Origin of the sequence: Cellvibrio sp. (assembly GCF_039207905.1) — a bacterium.
In the GTDB taxonomy this organism is placed as follows: Bacteria; Pseudomonadota; Gammaproteobacteria; order Pseudomonadales; family Cellvibrionaceae; genus Cellvibrio.
Genome location: NZ_JBCECX010000005.1, coordinates 175,791 through 198,035, shown reverse-complemented (window position 1 = coordinate 198,035; position 22,245 = coordinate 175,791). Strand labels below are relative to the sequence as shown.

Below are 22,245 nucleotides of genomic sequence, written 5' to 3'. Positions count from 1 at the left end.
AGTCGATTCGTTCAATAGCTATTTTAATTTGCGATAAGGCGTCACCCATAATAATGACTACCCATCTCTCCCCGCGCCGTTATTTTCGTTCCTTCCTGAATATCGCCGCTTTAGTTTTCATTTTTGTTGCCTTGGTTATTCCCAACCAGTTAACGGCCTTTAGCTTGCCCGCATTTTTATTTTTTCCGCTGGAGTTGCCGCTACTTGGGTTATTGCTTTTGGTGCCCGGTCGCACGGGTCTGATTTTGCGCTGGATAATGGCAGCGCTGCTGGCATTGGGGATTATTTTCAAATGCGCTGATATGGCAACCTATAAAGTATTTGCGCGGCCATTCAATCCGGTTTTCGATATTTATCTGTTTGCCAATGGTATGAATTTACTCAATGGCGCTATAGGAAAGGCCGGTGCTTTTTTGGTCGCCTTGTTATTGATCTTTTTGGTGTTGGTAATTATCGCTGCTGCATTTTGGGTGTTGGGACGCGCGCAGACATTGTTGCGTGCATCTGTGCGGGTTTCCGCTGGTGTTTTAGTCGGTGGATTGGTGTTGTGGTTGCTGTTGTTTTTAATTGGCTGGCCCAAAGCTTCTGCACAGTTTTACCATCATGTTAAAACGCACTTGCAACATATGTTGGACACAGTTGCAGATATAAAATCTTTTCGCCTTGAGCTTGAAGAGGACGATGCTGTAGCACGCGCTGATAAAAATCTATTTGCGCAACTGCAAGGTAAAGATGTGCTGGTAGTGTTTGTCGAATCCTACGGACGCACGGCGCTGGATAATCCGGAATTTGCGCCGCATGTTCGTCCTTTGCTTGAGCGCACGACCAACTTGCTAAGCGAAAAAGGTTTTGTAGCACGCTCTGGATTTTTAACCTCACCGACGGTCGGTGGTTTGAGTTGGTTAGCTCACGGCACAGCTATGTCGGGACTCTGGATTGACAACCAGATTCGCTACGACAATTTAATGATGAGTGATCGCCCGACGTTAAATCGCATATTCAAACAAGCGGGTTGGCGTACGGTAGCGGTGATGCCTGCAATTACTATGGCGTGGCCGGAAGGACAATATTATGGTTATGATCAGATTTACGATGCGCATAACCTCGGCTACAAAGGCAAACCATTTAACTGGATCACCATGCCAGATCAATACACACTTGCGGCATTCCAGCAGCGTGAGCTTGATAATCAAGCGCGCACTCCAGTGATGGCAGAAATTGCGCTTATCTCATCGCACGCTCCCTGGACGCCGGTTCCCCATGTAATTGATTGGAATAGTGTGGGGGATGGCACTGTGTTTAATGCGCAAGCCTTAAGCGGTGATAGTCCGGAAGAGGTGTGGAAAGACAACGCGCGTATTCGTTTGCAATTTCGTTTGTCGATTGAATATGCGTTGGAAAATATCGCGTCTTATGTGCTGAATTACGGCAATGATAATTTAGTGGTGCTGGTATTTGGCGATCATCAACCCGCGCCTCTGGTGACCGGCGATACGGTTAATCGCGATGTGCCGATTCATTTAATTGCGCGTGATCCCAAGGTTATCGACGCCGTTGATCATTGGCATTGGACATCAGGGATGTTACCCGCCGATGATGCGCCTGTGTGGCGCATGGATGAGTTGCGCAATAAATTTATTGATGCGTTTTCGCTGCCGGAAAATTAAACCGCGTTTCGATTAACCGGGCGCGCTAACCCGGCAGCGCAAGTAAATCCCAGTGGCCGATGGTGCAGTGCCCGTCGGCAACATGGGTGAGGCGAAATGTTTTCCAGTCATCAACCTCTTGCTTGGTTAATCCATAACCTTCACTGACTGCACTTGCAATCCCGCTAATTAATTCGCTGGTCATGGCTTCATCTTTTGCGCTCAATTCCCAGGGGCTGGGATTGATGCTGACGGTGTAGCCTTTATTTTCCAGCACTTGCTGTAAGTAATTTGTGCACTGCGGGCCAAGTGCAGGGCCAAAACCTTTATCGCGTAATTGATCCTGATTAAATGCGGCCAGTATTTTTTCATCTAACGGATGTGCTGGCGTCCAGGTGGTGGTGCCATCGTAATTCAATGCTGCGTACACCGCTGTTTTGCGTGCATCAATTCGATTCACTAACGCATCGATAAAAGCAGTGGATGCCAAATCAAATAACGCCGAGGCAGAAATAATGTGTGCGCCGGTGAGTGGTAATTCTTCGGTAATAGTGAGATCGGCTTGATAGTCTTCTATCAAACATTGTTTACCGTGGCGACGTAAGGCTTCATCCAATAATTTTCCGTCCAGATCGACCAAGCGCCACACAATATTATTCGCGCCGAGTTTAGTGAGCGCGCGCAATGTTGATCCTGTACCTGCACCAAGGTCGACGATAATCCGATCGGGCGATGTGTAATCATTTGCCTGGCCGAGCCATTCCAGCACTTTTGTTGCCAGTGTTTTATCGCGCGCGGCAAAGTCTGCGCTCTCGCGTAAATTCAGCCATGAAATTGAAAAGCCACTCATCGGTTATTCGCTCTATCGTGTTGTGTTTAATGTGTTAATTAATGCAGCCACTTTGTTTGCTGTCGTTTTCCAGCTGGGTAGAGTTTGCGCTGCAGATTGTGCACCGGTTTGCAGTTGTTTGCGCAAGCTCGGTGTGGTGAGCAAATTTTGCAGCGCATCAGTAAGCGCCGCAGAATTATCGGGTTGTACCAAAATACCAGCACTTTCAGGTACGACATCCGGCACTGCACCTGCGCGCGCTGCGACAATCGGCAAACCAAAACTCAGTGCTTCCGCAAATGCCATTCCGTAGCCTTCGAATAGTGACGGCAAAACAAAAATATCGGCAGCAGCATATTCGCTGCGTGTATCGGCAACATTACCAACAAATGCAATGCGCGCTTGCAAACCAGCGGTGGCTACTTTGTGTTGTAGATGCGCAACCCACCTGCGGATCAAAATGCAAACCACCCACAAAGCGTGCAGTCCAGGGCAGATGTTGGAGCTCTGCCAAGGCATCAATCAATAAATCGTGGGCTTTGCGGCGCGTTAAAGTTGCAAGCGTTAGCAATACTGGAGGGTTGCCATTACACAGCGCAAATTCTTGCTGATCGGTCCCTGGTTCAGCGATAGTGATTTTGCCTGCGGGAATCGCAAATTGTTCGGTCAGGATTTTACCCGTCGTAGCACTGGTCACTATAACGGCCTGTGCCACATTGAGTGCGCGTTGCTCGGATACGAATAACTGCTGCGCTTGCTCGTCTGATAATCCTGCTTCCAGCATCAATGGATGATGGCAGAGTGCAACAATCTTGAGCCGCTCTTGCTCATGTTCGGCGATATTCTCCAGCACTCCGAAGGCGAGCCCATCTGCGATCACCAGTGCACCATCCGGCAGCTGTGCGAATTGTTGTGCAGTGTCGGCAAGTGTTTGGCTGTCTGGCTGCGGAAATTGGCTGGAGAGGGGCAGATATATCAGCTTATGGCCGAGCAAATGCAACTCGGCGAGCAAACGCCGGTCATAGGCATAACCACCAGTGAGACTGTTGATATCGCCGGGGATGGCGAAGTAAATATCGGTCATTAGAAATCTTCTGCGAGATGTTAATTCCAGCTGCGACAGGATTGGATTTATCCAATAGGATTTTCCTGTTTGCACGGTGGGCAATTGTCTACCAGTGTTTTATTTATTGCCAGTAAATTGGCTGGCTTGATTTAAACATTCATGGATAAAAACCATCAGCACTTGCCCGAAAAACAGCAGGAAAAATAATAACAAGTGTGACAGTTGATGCTGCAAAAAACTAATCCGGAACTTGCCTTGCCTATTGTGATTACGCGCCGTAAGATCGCTGCCGTCACTTAAATTTATTGTCTGAAACTAAAGATTTTTTGCGTATGCCTAAACCATCTGTTACCCGTACTGCCGCTGCCCGTATTCCAACACGGCATGGCGATTTTCAATTGTGTTATTACACCAATACTCTCGATAACAAAGAGCATCTCGCTTTCTACATGGGCGATTTGGCGCAGGCAGAAGCTGCCTTGGCGCGCGTCCATTCGGAATGCTTTACGGGCGATGTGCTCGGTTCGCTGCGTTGTGATTGCGGCGAGCAGCTTGATCGCGCCCTTGCGTTGGTCGCTCAGGAAGGTTTGGGTGTTGTGGTGTATTTGCGTCAGGAAGGCCGCGGTATCGGGCTTGAGCAAAAGCTGCATGCCTACAACCTGCAAGATCAGGGTTATGATACTGTCGATGCGAACCTGATGCTCGGCCACGGCGCCGATGAACGCAGCTACTCGCTCGCGGCCTGTATCCTTGACGATTTGGGTGTGAAGTCGGTACGTTTGATGACAAACAATCCCGCGAAAATAAATGCCCTCGAAGCCGAAGGTGTCAATGTCACTGCCCGCGTGCCGCTGGAGATTGCGGTTAACGCTGAAAATCAGGGCTATATGCTTACAAAAGCGAAACGCATGGATCACCTTCTGGCCAAACCTTATGCTGCCACTCACCAATAATTCTACGAGTCTCCATCAGCAAATTACGCAGTGGCTGGCTACACAACGTGCTAATGCCCAACATGTTCGTTTGAATCGGCCATTTGTCACACTCAGTTATGCGCAGAGTCTGGATGGTAGTATTGCGATTCATTCCGGTGAACCACTTGCACTGAGCGGGCATGAGTCGCTGCGGCTCACCCATCACCTGCGCAGTGCTCACGACGGCATTATGGTAGGGATTGGCACAGTGCTGGCCGATGACCCGCAACTCACCGTACGCCATTGTTCTGGCCGCAATCCACAACCGATTGTGCTCGATAGCCAATTGCGCATTCCGGCCACGGCACGCTTATGCTGCTTGCCCGACAAACGCTGCTGGGTGCTCACTACGCAAGATGGCGAGAGCACGCCCATCGACGGACTGGACATCACCGCATTACAAGGCGATGCAGAAGGCCGTGTGTGTTTGCAACGTGCGTTGAAATTGCTGTGGAGTCGGGGAATTAAAAGTTTGATGGTTGAGGGCGGGGCAAATGTGATCACTGCATTTGTAAAAGCCCAGCTTGCCGATGCGGTAGTGCTGACCATTACGCCGCGCTTGGTTGGCGGCTACAAAGCGGTAAGTGATTTGGGAATTGCCTCGCGTTGTGCATTGCCACAAATTTCACCGTTCTTTTCTGATCGATTGGATGATGACTTGATCGTGTGGGGCAATTTGAATTACGGAGATTCTGCGCAATGACTGTATCTGTTTCCGGAGCTTCCATCGCCGCGCAACAGTTATGGTTTACCGAGGCACACAAGGTTGAGGTTCGTACTGCCCAGCTAACAGCACCTGCTGCGGGTGAATTGTTAGTAGCAGTGAATTGCTCTGCTGTCAGCGCTGGAACAGAAATGCTCGTTTATCGGGGGCAAATTCCGGCCGATATGGCACTCGATGCGAACCTCGATTCTCTGCAGGATCGCCCGACATTTCCACTGCAATATGGTTACGCCAGTGCTGGCCGTGTAGTGCGCGTCGGTGAGGGCGTTGATCCTGCCTGGTTGGATAAGCGCGTATTCGCATTTCAACCACACACCAGTCATTTTGTCGCCACGCCCGATAGTGTTATTCCCATCCCCGACGATATAACCTCTGAAGCCGCCGTGTTTTTACCCAATATGGAAACGGCTGTGAACTTGATTCAGGATGGCAATCCCGCGCTGGGTGAACGCGTTGTGGTATTGGGGCAGGGCATTGTGGGTTTATTGGTGTCGAGTTTATTAGCACAATTTCCGCTGGCGCAATTAACGGCGCTGGATGCGATAGCACAGCGTCGCGTGCGTGCGCTGCAATCGGGTGTGGCGCAGGTGTTTAATCCATTTTCCGCAGCCGATATTGTTGCGTTGAAGCAGCAATTATTTTCCGCGACCGACAATACCAAAGGTGCCGATCTGATTTATGAAGTCAGTGGTGCACCGCAGGCATTGAATCTGGCGATTGAATTGAGCGGATTTGCCAGCCGTATTGTGATCGGAAGTTGGTACGGTAGTAAAACGGCAGCAGTGGCATTGGGTGGCGATGCACATCGCAATCGGCTCAAGATTACTACCAGTCAGGTTAGCAGTCTCGCACCGGAATTAAGCGGCCGCTGGGATAAAACCCGTCGCTTTGAACTTACCTGGCAGATGTTGCGTAAGTTAAATCCGCAGCAACTGATTACGCATCGTGTAGCTATTGCCGATGCACAATCGCTTTACCAAAACTTGCATGAATCGCCTGATGATATTTTGCAGGCAATTTTTTATTACCCATAAAACTAGAATCATTAAGCAGGATTTATTATGTATACCGTGGCAGTAACCCGTGAATTTATCGCCAATCATTTTCTCGTTGGCGGTGATTGGGGCTCAGAAAATTTTCCGCATGCGCATCATTATGTTGCTGAAATTAGAATCGAAGGCGATCAGCTTGACCAGCACGGCTATTTGGTTGATATCGTTGATATCGAAGCCGCTCTCGATAAAACAGTAAACTATTTCCGCGATTCCCTGCTCAATGACAAACCGGAATTTGCTGGATTAAATCCAAGCATTGAACACTTCAGTCGTATCATCAACGAACAAATCAGCTCCCGCATCCGCCCGCTCGGCAACGCCTCATTGATCGTAAAACTTTGGGAAAACGCCACTTGCTGGGCTGCTTATCGTAAGGATTTTTAAGTTCATATTTATTTGGTGAGTAGGTCAAAGTGTAGTCTGTACTTTTCTTAAAACACGTTGCAACCAGAAATAATATTTGTACCACTTTAATTGGCATATTTTCTGATGACTATGAGGTCTGGCTTGGTGAAAATAAAAAAAATTTGCGTGTGGATATCCATTTTTTTAGTGATGCTATTTCCCTTTAATGTTATTGCTGGTGAGCTTGTTAAAGAAGGAGTCCAGGTGGTGGTTCCTGATGACTTTATTTCGGCTTGCGAGCAAAACCTTCCTCCAGTAGCGATAAGTATTAATAGACACGAAGGCACTGTTAACGAAAGCAATACGGAGTCGATTCGTAGGTTGAATGATATTCGTCTCAAAACAAATGATCATGCATCAGAAGGAGATATGCTTGGATTAACTTTGGCTCAGCTGTCATGGGAATATAATGTTATGTATAGATCATTTCAGATGTTAGAGCCAAATATTCATTGTGCTCGGCCGGAAATTAAAGTTGATATGGTTGTGATTAATCATACGGTTTATATTGCTAAAGAGTTGCCGCGTGGTTCATGCGAATATGAAGTTATACGCGAACATGAATATCGACATGTGAAAATTAATGAGGAAAATTTTAAGAATTACGCCAAGAAATTAGCAGATGATTTTCAAAAAGAATTTAATAGCAAAATATACTACGGTCCTTTGGATGTGGTTGATAAGGCTATAAAAGATGAAATGCAGAAATATTGGGGTCCTTTTATTGAGCGGACTACAAAAAAATTAGAAAAAGATGGGCATAATCTTCATAAATCAATTGATACTCCAGAAGAATACGCAAGAATTCCATCTATGTGTTCTGGCGGCATTACTCGTATAATGAATAGTTACAAACAACAATAAGATAAGTGGCTCAATCTGCTGGGCCTTTGCAATCAATCAACTTCTAGTATTGGAGTCAATCTATATATGAATCTGTTGTGTTGTGGGCGAATATTTCTATTTCCTCACCGGTTTGGGTGACGTAGCACCGACTGGTTGCCACTCGCGTGTATTTACTAATTCGCCTGCAACAATTTGATCTGAAGGGCTGACGATCAAGGTATCGGCGGTGGTAATACCTGAGAGGATTTCTACATCGCGGCCCAAATCGCGGCCGAGTTCAACTTCTTTGAAACTGATACGGTTGCGTTCGCCAACGACAGCGACGCGACGAGTGTGGTCAGTGATAACTAAAACAGCAGCGGGAACGACAAGGGTTTCGATTCCGCTGGTGACTTGAATGCCCACTTCAGCATAAGCACCGGGTAATAATTTAGCACCGGGATTTGGTAATACTAAATCCACTTGGCGTGCGCGGGTGTTTGGATCTATGCCGCCGGCGATGCGATCAATTTTTGCTTTGAGTTTTGCACCAGGCTGCTCGCGAATATCGAGATTCACTTCTGTGCCCTGTTCGAGATTATCCGCGTAAGCTTGCGGAACCCAAATGGTCAGGCGCAGTGGATCGGTTTGGGTGATGGCGAATAATTCTTTACCGCCGCCTTCAATCAGATCACCAACTTCAATACTGCGGCGCGTGATAATGCCGGTAAAGGGAGCGACTATGCTGCGGAAACCTTCCAATTGTTCAAGGCGTTTTACTTTTGCGTTTGCTGCTGCAAGGTCAGCTTGTCCCTGACGTACCAGACTTTGTTTTTCAGCGAGATCTTGTTGCGATATTGCACTTTCGCGTTCACGCAATGCTTCCCAGCGCGCAAGTGTTTGCCGCGCGAGATCAAGTCGTGCATTGATTTGCTCGCGTTCGGCGCGCGCTTGTGCCAATTCTTGTTCTTGTTCCGGTGCGTCGATGGTAGCGAGTAGCTCACCTTTTTTTACCAGATCACCAATTCCTTTATGCCACTCGGTGACGTAACCGGAAGTGCGCGCATAAATGACCGATTCAGTGTTACCGCGCAATGTGGTTGGTAGTTTTAGCGCTTGTTCCAATTCGCCCGGTTTTGCTTTGGTAATTAGTACGGTGCGCTCTAATGTTTCTGCGGTGTAATCTTCCAGTGCTTGTGCATCGCGTGTATTTAATAACACGCGGATGCTGCCGCCGATTAATAGCAGTACCAGTACACCGAGCAGTACGCGCTTAGTGTAAACAGCACTGCGCTTCACATCGGTGACGGGTAATTCAAGTGGAAGAGGGTGGTAATCGTTCATTTGCCGGGACTCAAAAAGCGCTAGGGTTCGGGATAGTGGATGAAGGTGAATCAAAACTGCGTTGGTTAAACGGATATTGCGTCAGGCGACGATGCAATCCGGCAAACATCACAGGTACAAATAACAAAGTCGATACAGTGGCGAACAGTAATCCGCCGATAACCGCTTTACCCAGTGGAGCGTTTTGTTCACCGCCTTGGCCTAAACCTAATGCCATTGGCAGCATCCCCATAATCATCGCGAACGCCGTCATTAATACCGGGCGCAAACGAGTGGATGCCGCTTCAAGTGCGGCAGCGAGTGGGGCAACACCTTCTTGCAATCGTGTGCGCGCAAATGACACCAACAAAATACTGTTTGCTGTCGCAACGCCCATGGTCATGATTACTCCGGTGAGCGCAGGAACGCTGAGTGTGGTGCCGGTTAAAAACAGCATCCACGCAATACCGGCTAATGCAGCAGGCAGGGCACTGATAATAATTAATGGATCAAGCCAGGATTGGAAATTCACTACCACTAATAAATAAACCAACCCAATTGCTACGATGATTCCTGCAAATAAACCGATAAATGCTGTGTTAAGTGTTTCGATTTGGCCGCGTACTTTTAATTCGACACCGCGTGGCAAATCAGCGCGCGCTTTTTCAATTAATTTATCTATTTCACGGCTGACTGATCCCAAATCGCGCCCCTGGATATTGGCGTGGATGTTGATCATGTTGGTGCTGTTGTAACGATTTACTGCCGAGGTTTGCACCGTGCGTTCATAGGTGACGACGTTGCCCAGCAATTGTTGTTTGCCATCGCTGCCTTTACCAATTGGTATATGCATTAGCTCATCGATGCTGTCCATATCGGATTCAAGGCTGCGCGCACCAATGTTGTAAGTGTTACCGTTGGCTTCATTGAGCCAGTAGGTCGGTGTTGTTTGCATACTGCCGCTCAGTGCGATCATCATATTTTCCGCAACGTTGCGCGCATTCAAACCGAGATGCTGAAGTTGCGTGCGGTTAATTTCCAGTGAGAGAGTTGGTTTGCTCCAGCGCTGATAAACATGAGCATCCACAATGCCGGGAATTTTGCGCAATTCATTATTGAGCGCAGCGGCGAGTGGCATTATGTCGGACGGTTTTCCTCCGATAAACTGCACATCAATCGGTGCCGGAATACCAAAGTTTAATGTCTGGCTAATTTGGTCTGCCGGTTGGAAAAAGAATTCAACATGCGGAAATTGTTTGGGCAAGCGCACACGCAAATCTTTCATTATATCGGCGCTATCGAGCTTGCCGGGTTTAAAGCTAAACATAATTTCCGAGTCAGATGATTCCGCTGTACCCGAATTTCCATTGAGGGTATTGATCGTACTGTAAGGCCCGCCAATGATGTCGAGGATATCGCCCATTTGTTCTGCCGGAATTCCCGCGCGAATTTCAGCGTGAATCTGGTCGACTAATTTCGGCATTTGTTCTAGACGTGTTCCAGAAGGAGCGCGAATGTGCAAACGCAATTGACCGCTATCAACGACCGGGAATAAATCTTGTCCAAGCGTGGGATAAAGCCCAAGGGAGAGCACACAAAAACCAAAAAAAGCTGCCGCAAATTGCTTGCGCTTATGCAATAAACTGGTGAGTACTATTACAAAGTGAGCGCGGAATCGTTCAAAACCATTATTGAAACCGTGATGTACGCGCGCGAACCCGTTGGCAAACCGATTTTGCGTAGGCTGTTGTTGACGTTGGTGATGATTTCTCATCATAAACATCACCAGAGTTGGAATCAGGGTACGCGAGATAATGTAGGAGGCGATCATCGCAAATACTACTGCCTGCGCAAGTGGTACAAACAAATAGCGCGCAATACCGTCCAGAAAAAACATCGGCACAAATACAATACAAATACACATGGTGGATACAAATGCAGGCACCGCAATTTCCTGTGCGCCATCTAAAATCGCTTGCAACGGATTTTTACCCAGCGCCATTTGCCGCTCGATATTTTCAATCTCTACCGTTGCATCATCTACCAGAATTCCCACTGCCAGTGCGAGACCTCCGAGGGTCATCAGGTTGATCGTCTGTCCAATTAAATACAGGCAAATCAGCGAGACCATAATGGAGAGGGGAATGGAAACGGCGATAATCATAGTGCTGCGCCAGTTGCCTAGAAAAAGCAGGATCAAAGTGGCGGTAAGTGCGGCAGCAATTAACCCTTCATGCACCACATTACTTATTGCTGCTTGTACAAAAATGGATTGATCAAACATCAATTTAATATCAATGCCTTCCGGCATTTTGGCGAGCATTTCGGGAATCGCATTTCTAATATGCTCAACCGCCTCAATGGTGGAGACACCACCAAACGCGAGTACCGAGTTCAACACACTGCGCGAACCGTTTTGGCGGGCGATAGTAGTTCCCGGCGTAAATCCATCGTGTACGTTTGCTACATCGCTTAATAATAATGTGCGACCTTTTTCAGTGCGAATCGGGATGGAACCAATTTCATCAATAGTGGCGATTGCGCCGTTGAGTTTGATATCAAATTCACTATCGCCCACTTTCATTACACCGGTCGGCAAAATTAAATTCTGCGCGCCCATGGCGGTTACCACTTCAGCGGGCGTGATGTTATTGGCGAGCAATGCCGCTGCATCCAGATCTACTGCAACCTGGCGCGAGCGTGAGCCGTAAGGGAAGGTGAGTGATAGACCTTTTTTGCTGGAGACAATCGGGCGCAAAACTGTGCCTGCTGCATCGCCGATTTCAATATCAGAAAGTGTATCGCTTGAAATACTCAGCTGAACTACTGGCAATTCGGATGCAGACCATGCGCGTACCCGTCCAGCCTGAATGCCCTGTGGCATTCCGCGCGCGGCACCGTTAGCGCTCATTGTGGTTTGTGCGAGTGCGGTATTAATATCGGTGCCGGGTTGAAAAAATACTTTCACAATCCCCAAGCCCGCTACAGAAAAAGATTCTGTATGTTCAATATTATCGACCGCTTGCCCCAGTTCGCGTTCAGCCTGATTGGTAATCCGCTCAGACATTTCCTTAGCGGTCAGCCCTTTGTATTCCCATAGCTCCGCGACAACCGGAATTTGGATAGTGGGAAAAATATCCGTCGCCATTTTGCTTAATATATAAGGCATGGCTAACAGGATGAGCAGCGCCGCCACAAGGAATGTGTGCGGGCGGCGTAAGGCGATGTTGACGATCCACATGATTTGATTTTTTGATAGAAGTAAAAACAATGGCGAGAGCAATAAGTGCGCCATTTAGTTATTTCACTGGAGGGGTGCGGTGTACAGAAGAGAAACAGAAAAGTTAGTTGGTTTTTGCTGTTTAAAATTCATCACTTTTGTCAAGAAAAGTTGACTAACCAACATTGGTACTGGTGATTAATCGAAGAATAAAAGCGGTTGGCGCAATTTTTAAAATTGCTGGTTTACGCCTGTACTGGTTTGGATTTGTGTTGTAGCCCGCGCAAGCACGCAAGACCTGCAACCAACACAACGGCGTCGCGCAAACGCATTAACGCAATTAAACCCATTGCGGCGCTAGCGGGTAGATTAAGGGTTTGGAATGACCATATCACCGATGCTTCAAGCGTGCCTATACCACCGGGCACGGGCAGCAGTAAGGCGAGGCGCATAGCAACGATAATCAGGATAAAACCGGACAGATCCAGCTGCACATCCATAAATGCCAGAATTAAAGCCAGCTCGCCAATTAAACCAATCCAACCCGCAACTGAGAGCAATACTGCCAGTAATAAGCGTGGCTTTTGTGTGCGGATCGCATCGCGCAAATCGCTGCCCAATGCATTCCAATGGCTTTCGATACGACTCAAGCGCGGATGTTCCTGCCAGCGTCGTGCAAGGCGTTCAAAGCGAGCTGATAGCCATTGTGGTTGACGGAGTATCAACCAGCCCAACAGCGATAGCACCACCAATAAAATGAGCAGTACACCGCCCATTTTTTGCCATGCACTTGAATCCAATGCCGGAGAAAAAACTAATAAAAATACACCGAGTAAGAGCACCGAGAAATTGATCCAGAGTTCGTAGAAACGATCTATCCCCAGTGATAACAATGCTTTGTGCAATGGCAATCCGCAGCGTTTCCACAACCAATAAATTTGCAGCGGTTCGCCGCCAAATTGTGGGCCGGGTGTAATAAAGCTGACTGTTTGTCCGGCTTGCTTGATGAGTACCAGCTTCCACAAATTCACTTGTGCGTTCAGCGCTTGTGCAATTACTTGCCAGCGCCAGGTGAGCACGACGATGATCAACAGGTTTAACGCAGACCAAAGAATCCATTGTGTTGTAGTGAGTGAGCTGATGCTGTTTGCAATTTCATGCAGAGGTAATTGGGTCAACGTCCAGGCAACTAATCCGCAAGCTAGTGCCCAAAGCAAAGCAGTAATAATTTTAATTTTTGTGTGATTACTCATAGGGTTTCCTCGCCATCGCGACGGTTTACCCACTCATCGTCCCACTGCCAGAGGCTAAAGCGACCCGTGCCCAGAAGTGTTAACCAGGCACTGCTAAAAATAATAATTGTCGTGATCACATCAATTGGTTGCGCGTTGTGTAGTAATCCCAGCAGCACCAATATTGCTACCGCCCCCACACGGCCAGCTAATCCTAATAAAACAATTCCACCAAGCAATAACAGGCTGCCTAATAAAAGGATCGAGGGCAACGCATCGAAAGTGAATACAAATAACACCAAAGTTATGCATAAGATCACGCGCAGGTACGGCTGAAAAATGTTGCGACTGAACAAGGCGAGGCCGTTAAAAAATTCTTGGCTGCTTTCCAGATCGGCGCGAATTCTGCCGCTCACCACTAACCAATCCACCAGAAAACCCAACAGGATCGGCAGCGTAAATGCAACTGCAACAATAACAGTGAAGGGGGCATGGAAGCAGGGTAATAAAACTAAAGCGACGAGCCCCATCTGAAATCCGGCCAGCGTGCGGCGCAACATACTTGGCATTAAGGGGTACACTGGTAAGTCGTGCGTGCGTCGCCAATACAGGCCCCACACAAAAATATAATAGGCGGCGCTCACCAGCAAAAAACTCCAATGAATTTTGCCGTAACCTACAGCGAGCAGCGGAGCAACTAATAACCCCAGCGCGTCATAAGCTGTATCCAGCTCACTGCCTAATATGCTGGTACGCTTGCTGCGGCGCGCTACAAATCCATCCAGGCGATCCAGAATCGCGGCAATGGTATAGAGCACGCCGGGCACCCAACCAATAATTCCCAACGCTTGTGGCTGTAATAAAAATCCACCGGTCAATGCAATCAACCCACCGCGCAACAAGGTCAAACTATTTGCCAGACCAAGATGTTGATACGGCGCCGCATCTGCATCTACGCGATTCAACTCAACTCGTCGCCACAACTCCCACCACACAAAACACCACAAACCACTTGCGATCAGCAACCATTGCGACGCATCTACTGGAGTGGCGATATAGGTCAGGCTAAAAAAGCCAACAAGCAAAGCGCCGATACCCATCAGGCCGGCCAATAATGCTTCGCGTTTTACAAGTGAGGACATACGGATGGTCATCGTTAAAAATCAGAGGTGCCTATCCTATACTTGAACCGGCTGGTTTGGCAGTAGTAAATAATTTCTTTATAGTTGCAATTAAAAGAGTTGATCCGATAAATACTAAATGTGGAATCTATAACGTATGGAGTGGCTAATTATTGGTTTTTTGTTGTTCATGCTTATGTTGATGACTCTTCCAGCGCTGGGACTACTTTGCTTAGTTTATATTTTTTATAAATTCCCGATTTTCAAAATATACTTTTCTTCTGTTGTCTTGGTTGTGTCTTTGGCATTTATAACAGATGTTGAATTGGATGGTGGAGCAATAAGTGCGGCGGCGTTGATGCTCTTTTCCACTCCGGTGATGGCTGTAATTGTTTTGGTCGCTTACGCTCTATATGCCAGATACAAGTTATACAATGTTCAGTAGGAAGGTAATAGTCAAGGCATCAAACGTTAAAATCATCTGATTACATTTTAAATAGGTAGTTTTCAAAGGCTGCCCTCTGTAGTAGGGCAGCTTTTTCACTGCTTAATTCGTCTTCATCCCCGCCAACAACTCTAACGCACGTAAGCGTTTTTGCGGATCATAAACATCAATCGTAAACATAAACTCGTCGATGCCGAGTTCTTCGGCGAGGTTTTCCAATTTCGCTTTTACTTGTGCAGGATTGCCCACAGCGGCGAGCGATAGAAATTCGCGTACATGCAATTCTTCTTCGATATTCCACAGGCCGTCCATTGAATCAATCGGTGGTTTTAACCACAGCGGATTGCCGCGGAGTAACGCGAGAATGCGTTGGTGGCTGGTTGTTGCCAGGTGTTTTGCTTCGGATTCTGAATCCGCAACAACTATGGGCATACCAAGCATCGCGTAGGGCTTATCGAGTGTTTCCGAGGGAACGAACTGGGTTTTGTAAATGCGTAGTGCCTCGCGCATTAAACGCGGGGCGAAGTGTCCGGCGAAGGCGTAGGGCAGGCCACGTTTTGCGGCTAGCTGTGCGCTGAATAGGCTGGAGCCAAGCAGCCAGATAGGCACTTGTGTTCCCGCGCCCGGAATGGCTCTCAAGCGTTGGCCTTGTTCGAGCGGTGCTAGCAGCTGCTGGAGCAAATTAACTTCGGTTGGGAATTCCTCTGCAGCAGCGAGATCACGGCGGAGTGCCCGGCTGGTGATGGGATCAGTACCAGGCGCGCGGCCAAGGCCAAGATCGATCCGGTCTGGATACAAACAGGCGAGCGTGCCGAATTGTTCGGCAATTACCAAGGGCGGATGGTTGGGCAGCATGATCCCGCCGGAACCCACGCGCAAGGTCTTGGTTCCCCCTGCGATATAGCCAATCAATACCGCGGTTGCCGAGCTGGCAATCCCTTCCATATTGTGGTGTTCCGCCAGCCAGAAGCGGTTAAAGCCCAGTGTTTCTGCGGCTTGCGCGTAGCACAACGAGTTTTGCAGTGTCTCGTTGATGGTGGAATGTTCGCGGATGGAGGCGAGTTCAAGCAGGGAGAAAGGGATATTGTTCAGCATGTCGGTACCCGGTAAAAAGCAGTAAGCGAGGGAGGCGCTGGCGCCAATAATCAGGTTAATGGGGGCTGGGGGGAAGGGTTCAAGGCATAAACGGGGTAAGGAAACGTAAGGGTGAAACGAGGCACCTTGCTGCGTGTGGCAGGGAACAGAAGACGATTGATATGTCGTTTAGGCTCAAGGATGAACTAATTGCGATGGATATTCCCATGACTTTTGAAACTGTCCGCCAACACAAGATAGCGTCCACCATTGGTGCTCTGGTGCTGTTGTTAGTGATTGCTGTAGCCGCAGTGATTATTTTTTCTGAAACTTTGGTGCGCATGTTAGTGGAGGATAAGGGCAGTAAATCATTAGGTCGTGAATTGCGCATTGAAGGGCCGCTCAAGATAGATTGGCACTGGGGATTCACCGATATCCACGCAGAAAAAATTCGCTTGAGTAATGCCCCCGGCTACAAAGAACCCAATATGGTGACGATCGAGTCGCTTGATCTGAATTTCAAACCGCTGAAACTGTTAATCGGACAGCTGGAGTTTGGTGTTATCACCATTAATAAACCTGTTGTGGTGCTTGAGCGAAAATCGTTGGACGATAACAACTGGAATTTCCCCATGTTTTCTTCCGCAAATGCAGCCGAGGAAACAGTCAAACCCGATAGCCGACATGAGATCCCTTTGATTGAGCGACTTGAATTAAAAGATGGCCAATTTATTTTTCGCGATGCGATCAGGCAATTGAATGTGAATTTAACACTCAATTCCGTTAGTGGCAGTGGCGGAGAAAAGCAGGAAGGAAAAAATCGGGAAAATGGTTTCAAGGTAAAAGGTAATGGTACCTTGCAAGGTAAAAAATTCTCGCTGAATGCCTCCGGCGGTTCGCTCGAAACCCTGCGTGATTCAACGGCAGATTTTCCGTTGCAATTCCATCTCGGCATGGGAACTACCACCGTGGATGTGAAAGGTACGTTCAAAGATCCGCTTAAATTCAGCGGTGCCAACGCCAGTTTAAAAATTGTTGGCGATAACCTTGCTGATATCTTTTATTTGACCGCAATCCCTTTACCTCCCACACCGCCTTATACCCTGGAAGGCCAACTGACAAAAGATGGCGATGTATGGGGTTACCAGAAATTTAGCGGTAAAGTCGGCGGTAGCGATTTATCGGGAAGCTTGTCGTACGACGTTGGCGGTGAGCGCGGTTTCCTTAAGGCGAATTTATTTTCTAACGTATTAAACAGTGCGGATCTTGGTGGATTTATCGGCTTGTCTCCCGATGTTGAAAACGCGACGCCTGAGCAAAAAGCAGAATCCGCCAAGAAAAAAGCCAGCCCTAAATTAATTCCTGATGTGCCGTTAAAAGTGGAGCGTTTGCGTGCGACAGATTTGGATGTGACGTTGGTTGCAAAAGAAATCAATGCACCTAACTTGCCGTTCAAAGGCATGGAAGTGCGTTTTGATTTGAAAGATGGCTTGCTGAAATTAAATCCTTTTAAAGTGGTGCTGGCCGATGGCACTGTCGAGGGAACTGTCGAAGTTGATGCGCGCCCGGATGTACCGCCGATGAATGTTAATCTGACCATGCACAAGCTCAGCCTTACCCAATTTTTCGCCAATACCCGTTTTGAAAGCACCACCAAAGGTTTGTTCGGTGGCAAGATTAATTTGAAAGGCACGGGCGCATCGCTTTCTGATGTACTTGGTACGAGCAATGGCGATATGGCGATTATTATGGCGGGCGGACAAATTAGTCAGCTATTGATAGAAGCATCGGATATTGATATCGGGCAAGCATTGCCATTATTTTTAGGTAAAGATAAATCTACCACTATTCGCTGTGGTGTCATTGATTTCGATGTGAAAGACGGAATGCTGAATTCCAAAACAGTGGTGTTGGATACTAACGATTCGCTGTTAGTTGGCAGAGTCGGTGTGGATTTGAAACGCGAAAAAATCAATGCGCGGCTTGATGCCAAGCCCAAAGATAACAGCATACTCTCGGCGCGAATTCCGATTACTTTATCGGGTGATTTGAAATCGCCCAGTATTGGGTTAGATACCAAAAGAGCGGGAGCGCGTGGCGCAGCGGGAATTGCATTAGGTACTTTTTTAACGCCCTTTGCCGCTATTCTGGCATTTATTGAAAGCGGTGATGCAAAGCATGCGGATTGTCGTGCACTGATAACGGCAGCAGGTGGGAAATAGCGTGTGTTTATTCGAGCTGCCACCAGTCTGGCAGTAAGGATTTTATTTGTGGTTGTTGGAAACGCTGATCCAATAACCACAAATAGCCCTCGTCGGATGTGGTGCGAATTACGCGTCCAGCGGCTTGGATCACTTTCTGGATTCCCGGATAGGTGTAGGTAAAATCATATCCCTGTGCAAATTTACCTTGCATCACTGCACGCAAATGTTCATTTACCGGATTCACTTGCGGCAAACCCAAGGTGGCAATAAAAACGCCTTTTAATGCATCGCCCGATAAATCTACTCCCTCGCTGAAGGCGCCACCCAATACCGCCAAACCCACTAAATTATTGTGCTGGCTAAATTGCTCGATAAATTCCTGCCGATCCTCTTCGCTCATACGGCGCGATTGCACCAGCAATTGAATATCGCTGTTAGTCAGGCGCGGCCGAAGCACAGATTCCACTTTTTGTAAAAACTCATAGCTGGAAAAAAACACCAGTGCATTGCCTGGCTGTGCGTGGATTTGATCTTCAATCAAATTGCAAATAGGTTCTATGGCAGCGCTGCGATCTTTGTAGCGGGTGGATAAAGCGGTTGCGATCTGGACGTGCAATTGTTCGGGTTTGAAGGGCGAGGGCACATTGATGTGCACCGTATCATCCGGTAAACCCAAGAGTGATTGATAATAATGTGCCGGGTGCAATGTGGCCGAAAAATAACAGGTGCAGTGAGCAAAACTCAGGCGCGCGGCCAGTGGCGTTGCCGGTATCAAATTGCGCAGGGTCAGTACTTCCTCTTTGGTACCCATGGCTTGCATATCGATACAAAAATCTTCATCAAACACATCTACAACTTTTTGGTAGTTGAGTGCCGCGAAGAAAAATTCTTGCGCGATAGTTTCTTGCACTGAATGGTCGGGATTTTTTTGCAAAAACTCAATATAGCTATTGGTGAACTCGGTTAACGCCATGCCCAGCTTTTCCGGTAATACCGGCAGTAAAAGAAACTGATCTGGGCTTTCCGGTAGCAGCTTTAACAGTGAAAGCCAGAGTTTATTGATTTTATTCAATGCTTTTTTAATCGGTGCGGGCGAATGCTTTTTTGCGCTGATCAGGTCGCCCCGGTTTAACTCGGCGGAATACATACCGCGTGCGCGATCAATCAGGTTATGGCTTTCATCTACCAGCAAATAGGGTTTCCAATCGAACTCGTTGGTGAGCGCCAGTAACAATGGCGTTCCATCAAAATAATAATTCACATCGGCAACCACTATATCGACCCAGCGGCTCATTTCCATACTGAGATAAAACGGGCAGATTTCAAATTCATAAGCGAGTGCCGTGAGCGCTTGTTTATCCAGTACCGTTGTTGCATAAGCCGCTTGGCGTGCGGCTCCCAGTTTGGTGTAAAAATCAAATGCATAAGGGCAGGAATCGCCCATGCATTTTTTGTCAGGTTCGAGGCACGCTTTTTCTTGCGCGGTTAATTCCAATGTACGCAGTGGTGTGGCTGCTCCGGTTTTATCACTGGCGATCAGATGAATATTTTCCAGTGCCAATTGTTTGCCGGTGGTTTTGGCTGTGAGATAAAAAATTTTATCAACCGGTGTGCGGGTCATGGATTTAATGGCGGGAAATAATCCCGCCAGTGTTTTGCCAGTACCAGTGGGCGCTTCTGCTAATACCACTCGCCCTGTCGCAGCAGCTTTGTAAACGGCTTCTGCCATCACCCGTTGTGAGCTGTGCATACTGCCATAGGGAAATTGCAGTTGTTCAATCCAGTTGTTGAGCTGTTCCAAGCGCTGGTTAATCTGCGCCTGCCACTGGCAATATTTTTCGGCGAGGCTTTCACAATATTCCTTTAGCTCTGCTGCGCTCCAGGTTTCTTCCAACCGATACTCTTTTTCATCGGTTAAATTAAAATAAATCAGCGCGAGATTAATTTCATCACAGCCGTGGGTTTCGCAATACATCCAGCCATAGCATTTGGCCTGTGCCCAATGCAGTATCTGATGGTTTTCCGGTATGCGCGATACATCGCCGTAAAAGGTTTTAATTTCTTCGATGCAATGATCAGTGGGGGCATAACCATCAGCGCGGCCGCGAAAGGTAATATCGCCGTATGTGATGCTCAAGCTCACTTCAGTTTGATAATTGGATGAGCGATTGCTCGTTACCCGCTGATGGCCTTCGATACCTTCCTGACCAGTGGGTGAGGGCGTAAATCGGCGGTCGAGACTGCCACTTTTGGCTGCAAACTCGACCAATGTTTTTATCGCAACCGCTCGTGGCTTATTGCCAGTTAACATACCAAACCTCGGCGGGAATTGCGTTTGCAGCAAAATAATCCAGCCAGCGCTGCTGGTTGTCTTGAATCCGGTCGCCCGGACCTTTGACTTCAATCATGCGATAGTTGTAGGTAGTAGAGTCAGTGCCAGCAGGATAAAACTGGATTAGATCAGGCAGGCCGCTGCGGTTACTTTTAATATCAAATAACAAGCGTTTAAAAATGGCTTTTAAATGTGCTGCTGGAATATTGTGGAGCGCGAGCTCAAGCAGGTTCTGCTCTAAAAATTGCCAGCTCACAAAATGATTGGTCACGCCGTTTTTATCGCGCCAGAGTTCACGGATATGATCATGGTGTTGATTGTCATCCAACAATTGCCACAGCTGCTGGATGCCGGGACGATTGCTAACAAAGTTTTCCTGATACAAATCCAGCGGCGCCGCTTGAAACGGATTGGCAAAAGCGCCATCAATGCCGCGAAACATTTCCGGCCATAACCACAAACCAAATAAACCGGTCAGTAATAAATTTTCGACATAAAAGCAGGGTGATTCGTCGGTGTGGGCGAATTGTCGCACGACTTCTTCAACGCGCAGGATATTGTTATTTTCATCCACTAACTGCGGCAGGATTAATTGTTGCTCGATAACCGGAGACGGTGTTCGTTTGGCAATAGTTTCGCCCACTTTTTTAGCAAGCCGCGGTGCCATCCGCTGGGCAACTTGCAATTCATGTTCATCACAAGGTGAATTCAACACTTCACCAAGTAGCTGCCATGCACCGGTAATATCGCCCTGTTTTTCCAGCAAGCGGATTCGGCGTTCACGCGCAGGCGGCAAATGGCTCTGGCAATAAAGTTGCAGTGCGAGTTCGTGCTCGTTTGCGCGTTCCAATTCATAGGCTAATTGATTGCACAAACGCGCCCGGCGGCGTTGCAAGCCAGCATGGTTTAGCTGTGCGGGAATATGATTGGCAAGACTAGTTAAATGTTCTACTTCCGCAGCGAGTTGCAGCTCATCGCGGAGCTGGATTAGTTGTTGATATTGTTCCAACTCGGCGCGATCTTTAAAAATGCGGTGCTGGTGATCGATGGTGTAATTTTCGTAGCGATACAAGCCCAAATCCTGCAATACAAACTCAGTGAGGTCTTGATAGGCATTGCCAAAAAATAACAATAATAAGTTGCTGATAATGGCTTGATTATCCAGCAAATATGCTTCGCCAAATTGATGGTTCGTCCAGTCTTGCCAGGTTTTCGATTCTGGAAACTGTTCGGCGAGCTGTGTAATTAATTCTTCTTTGCGCGCCTGTTTTATCCCCCGCAATTGTTCACTAAATAGGTTCAACAATTCTGCTTTGGTGAGTGCATTGGCCAATTCATCAATACTGAGCAAGGCATTATCGCTGAGCAAACCGACTGCAATTAATTCTGCCGCCGCCTGTTCGATGGAATCTATCTCGGCATAGTGCAATTTATCGCGGCGAAATAATGGGCCCTTACGGCTGGATAAGCGCACTAACAAACATTGGCTGGCACGCGGTAATTGTTGGAAGCAGGCAAGAAAATGAAGTTCGTCAGTGCTGAGTAAATCCGCATAGCGCTGTAATACCCAATCCACCAGAAACTGGAAATTGGTCAGGTAATAATCTGCTGCGAGATCAGGTGCGTTTGTTGGCGATTGGCTCATTGCTGCGTAAATCCGGGCGCTGGGTCATATTCACAGACATATTGCTGAACGTTAAATAATACAACCCCGGTTGAGCGATTCGATTAGCGCAAAATCGTCTAATGCTTCTGCTTGACGCTGATCAG

18 protein-coding genes are annotated in these 22,245 nt (G+C 47.8%); 8 read left to right on the top strand and 10 right to left on the bottom strand.

Features of this window, described 5'->3' with window-relative positions; genetic code table 11:
* Positions 1 to 53: 53 nt before the first annotated feature.
* Complete coding sequence (locus AAGC78_RS04700) at positions 54 to 1,667, top strand: sulfatase-like hydrolase/transferase (RefSeq protein ID WP_435782880.1); 1,614 nt, start codon at positions 54 to 56, stop codon at positions 1,665 to 1,667.
* Positions 1,668 to 1,692: 25 nt separating this feature from the next.
* Here the strand turns inward: AAGC78_RS04700 and AAGC78_RS04695 are convergent, their stop codons facing one another.
* From AAGC78_RS04695 to AAGC78_RS04685, 3 genes are read right to left on the bottom strand one after another with little or no spacing between them, the layout of a single operon-like run.
* Positions 1,693 to 2,496: a class I SAM-dependent methyltransferase gene (locus AAGC78_RS04695; protein ID WP_435782879.1), complete on the bottom strand. Its 804-nt coding sequence runs from the start codon at positions 2,494 to 2,496 to the stop codon at positions 1,693 to 1,695.
* Positions 2,497 to 2,508: 12 nt separating this feature from the next.
* Complete coding sequence (locus tag AAGC78_RS04690; RefSeq protein WP_435782878.1) at positions 2,509 to 2,883, bottom strand: glycosyltransferase family 4 protein; 375 nt, start codon at positions 2,881 to 2,883, stop codon at positions 2,509 to 2,511.
* Positions 2,855 to 3,559 carry a hypothetical protein gene (locus tag AAGC78_RS04685; RefSeq protein WP_435782877.1) on the bottom strand — a complete coding sequence of 235 codons (705 nt, stop codon included), beginning with the start codon at positions 3,557 to 3,559 and terminating at the stop codon, positions 2,855 to 2,857. The genes AAGC78_RS04690 and AAGC78_RS04685 overlap by 29 nt, the downstream gene beginning before the upstream one ends.
* Positions 3,560 to 3,873: 314 nt before the next feature.
* On the opposite strand from AAGC78_RS04685, the gene ribA reads away from it, so the two are divergent.
* From ribA to AAGC78_RS04660, 5 genes are all read left to right on the top strand, one after another.
* Complete coding sequence (gene ribA, locus AAGC78_RS04680; protein WP_435782876.1) at positions 3,874 to 4,494, top strand: GTP cyclohydrolase II; 621 nt, start codon at positions 3,874 to 3,876, stop codon at positions 4,492 to 4,494.
* Positions 4,475 to 5,218 (top strand): RibD family protein, encoded by a 744-nt coding sequence (locus AAGC78_RS04675; protein WP_435782875.1) that lies wholly within the window; start codon positions 4,475 to 4,477, stop codon positions 5,216 to 5,218. The genes ribA and AAGC78_RS04675 overlap by 20 nt, the downstream gene beginning before the upstream one ends.
* On the top strand, positions 5,215 to 6,273 hold the full coding sequence (locus tag AAGC78_RS04670) for a zinc-dependent alcohol dehydrogenase (RefSeq protein WP_435782874.1): 1,059 nt from the start codon (positions 5,215 to 5,217) through the stop codon (positions 6,271 to 6,273). Before AAGC78_RS04675 ends, AAGC78_RS04670 begins: the two co-directional genes overlap by 4 nt.
* A 27-nt stretch (positions 6,274 to 6,300) precedes the next feature.
* Positions 6,301 to 6,678: a 6-pyruvoyl trahydropterin synthase family protein gene (locus AAGC78_RS04665; RefSeq protein WP_435782873.1), complete on the top strand. Its 378-nt coding sequence runs from the start codon at positions 6,301 to 6,303 to the stop codon at positions 6,676 to 6,678.
* 126 nt (positions 6,679 to 6,804) lie between these two features.
* On the top strand, positions 6,805 to 7,563 hold the full coding sequence (locus AAGC78_RS04660; RefSeq protein ID WP_435782872.1) for a hypothetical protein: 759 nt from the start codon (positions 6,805 to 6,807) through the stop codon (positions 7,561 to 7,563).
* A 96-nt stretch (positions 7,564 to 7,659) separates the two neighbouring features.
* On the opposite strand, the gene AAGC78_RS04655 is transcribed toward AAGC78_RS04660, so the two are convergent.
* The 4 genes from AAGC78_RS04655 to AAGC78_RS04640 all read right to left on the bottom strand — a co-directional run bounded on the left by AAGC78_RS04655 (position 7,660) and on the right by AAGC78_RS04640 (position 14,441).
* Positions 7,660 to 8,868 (bottom strand): efflux RND transporter periplasmic adaptor subunit, encoded by a 1,209-nt coding sequence (locus tag AAGC78_RS04655; RefSeq protein ID WP_435782871.1) that lies wholly within the window; start codon positions 8,866 to 8,868, stop codon positions 7,660 to 7,662.
* A 10-nt stretch (positions 8,869 to 8,878) separates the two neighbouring features.
* Positions 8,879 to 12,142, bottom strand: a complete 3,264-nt coding sequence (locus AAGC78_RS04650) for an efflux RND transporter permease subunit (RefSeq protein WP_435782870.1) — start codon at positions 12,140 to 12,142, stop codon at positions 8,879 to 8,881.
* Between the two features lie 170 nt (positions 12,143 to 12,312).
* Positions 12,313 to 13,320, bottom strand: a complete 1,008-nt coding sequence (locus AAGC78_RS04645) for a lysylphosphatidylglycerol synthase transmembrane domain-containing protein (protein ID WP_435782869.1) — start codon at positions 13,318 to 13,320, stop codon at positions 12,313 to 12,315.
* Positions 13,317 to 14,441 carry a CDP-alcohol phosphatidyltransferase family protein gene (locus AAGC78_RS04640; RefSeq protein WP_435782868.1) on the bottom strand — a complete coding sequence of 375 codons (1,125 nt, stop codon included), beginning with the start codon at positions 14,439 to 14,441 and terminating at the stop codon, positions 13,317 to 13,319. The genes AAGC78_RS04645 and AAGC78_RS04640 overlap by 4 nt, the downstream gene beginning before the upstream one ends.
* A gap of 136 nt (positions 14,442 to 14,577) precedes the next feature.
* On the opposite strand from AAGC78_RS04640, the gene AAGC78_RS04635 reads away from it, so the two are divergent.
* A complete protein-coding gene (locus AAGC78_RS04635) occupies positions 14,578 to 14,865 on the top strand; it encodes a hypothetical protein (RefSeq protein WP_435782867.1) in 288 nt (95 codons plus the stop codon).
* 102 nt (positions 14,866 to 14,967) lie between these two features.
* Here AAGC78_RS04635 and AAGC78_RS04630 read toward each other — a convergent pair whose 3' ends face one another.
* A complete protein-coding gene (locus AAGC78_RS04630; RefSeq protein WP_435782866.1) occupies positions 14,968 to 15,960 on the bottom strand; it encodes an LLM class flavin-dependent oxidoreductase in 993 nt (330 codons plus the stop codon).
* Positions 15,961 to 16,166: 206 nt separating this feature from the next.
* Between AAGC78_RS04630 and AAGC78_RS04625 the strand changes: the two genes are divergently transcribed.
* Positions 16,167 to 18,161 carry an AsmA family protein gene (locus AAGC78_RS04625; protein ID WP_435782865.1) on the top strand — a complete coding sequence of 665 codons (1,995 nt, stop codon included), beginning with the start codon at positions 16,167 to 16,169 and terminating at the stop codon, positions 18,159 to 18,161.
* A gap of 7 nt (positions 18,162 to 18,168) precedes the next feature.
* Here the strand turns inward: AAGC78_RS04625 and AAGC78_RS04620 are convergent, their stop codons facing one another.
* On the bottom strand, positions 18,169 to 20,454 hold the full coding sequence (locus tag AAGC78_RS04620) for an ATP-dependent DNA helicase (protein WP_435782864.1): 2,286 nt from the start codon (positions 20,452 to 20,454) through the stop codon (positions 18,169 to 18,171).
* Positions 20,438 to 22,120: a VRR-NUC domain-containing protein gene (locus tag AAGC78_RS04615; RefSeq protein WP_435782863.1), complete on the bottom strand. Its 1,683-nt coding sequence runs from the start codon at positions 22,118 to 22,120 to the stop codon at positions 20,438 to 20,440. Before AAGC78_RS04615 ends, AAGC78_RS04620 begins: the two co-directional genes overlap by 17 nt.
* Positions 22,121 to 22,245: the final 125 nt, after the last annotated feature.